The sequence below is a fragment of the Acetobacter indonesiensis genome, from assembly GCF_000963945.1.
GTDB classification, from domain to species: domain Bacteria; phylum Pseudomonadota; class Alphaproteobacteria; order Acetobacterales; family Acetobacteraceae; genus Acetobacter; species Acetobacter indonesiensis.
Genome location: NZ_BAMW01000150.1, coordinates 1 through 237 on the forward strand (window position 1 = coordinate 1; position 237 = coordinate 237).

1 pseudogene is annotated in these 237 nt (G+C 49.8%); it reads left to right on the plus strand.

The features are described 5' to 3' along the window. A pseudogene (locus Abin_RS15710) lies at positions 1 to 237 on the plus strand (Hint domain-containing protein); the annotation flags it as partial.

The window sequence follows — 237 nt, forward strand, 5'->3', positions numbered from 1 at the left end:
AACGGTGCTACTGTTGTTATTAGCTCAGGAGGACTTACAGTCGGCAACATTCTTCAAGGCGGAACTGTTGACGCTTACAGCACTCCAAGTTTCGCTGCAGACGGCTTCAAAAGTGGAACCCTGATTCTCGAAAGCGGGGTCTCTGATGACGGCTACGCACAACTTGGATCTGGGGCCACTATAGAGATCAAGTCCGGTGCAACACTTTCCAACACAACAATTCCAAACGGTGCTACT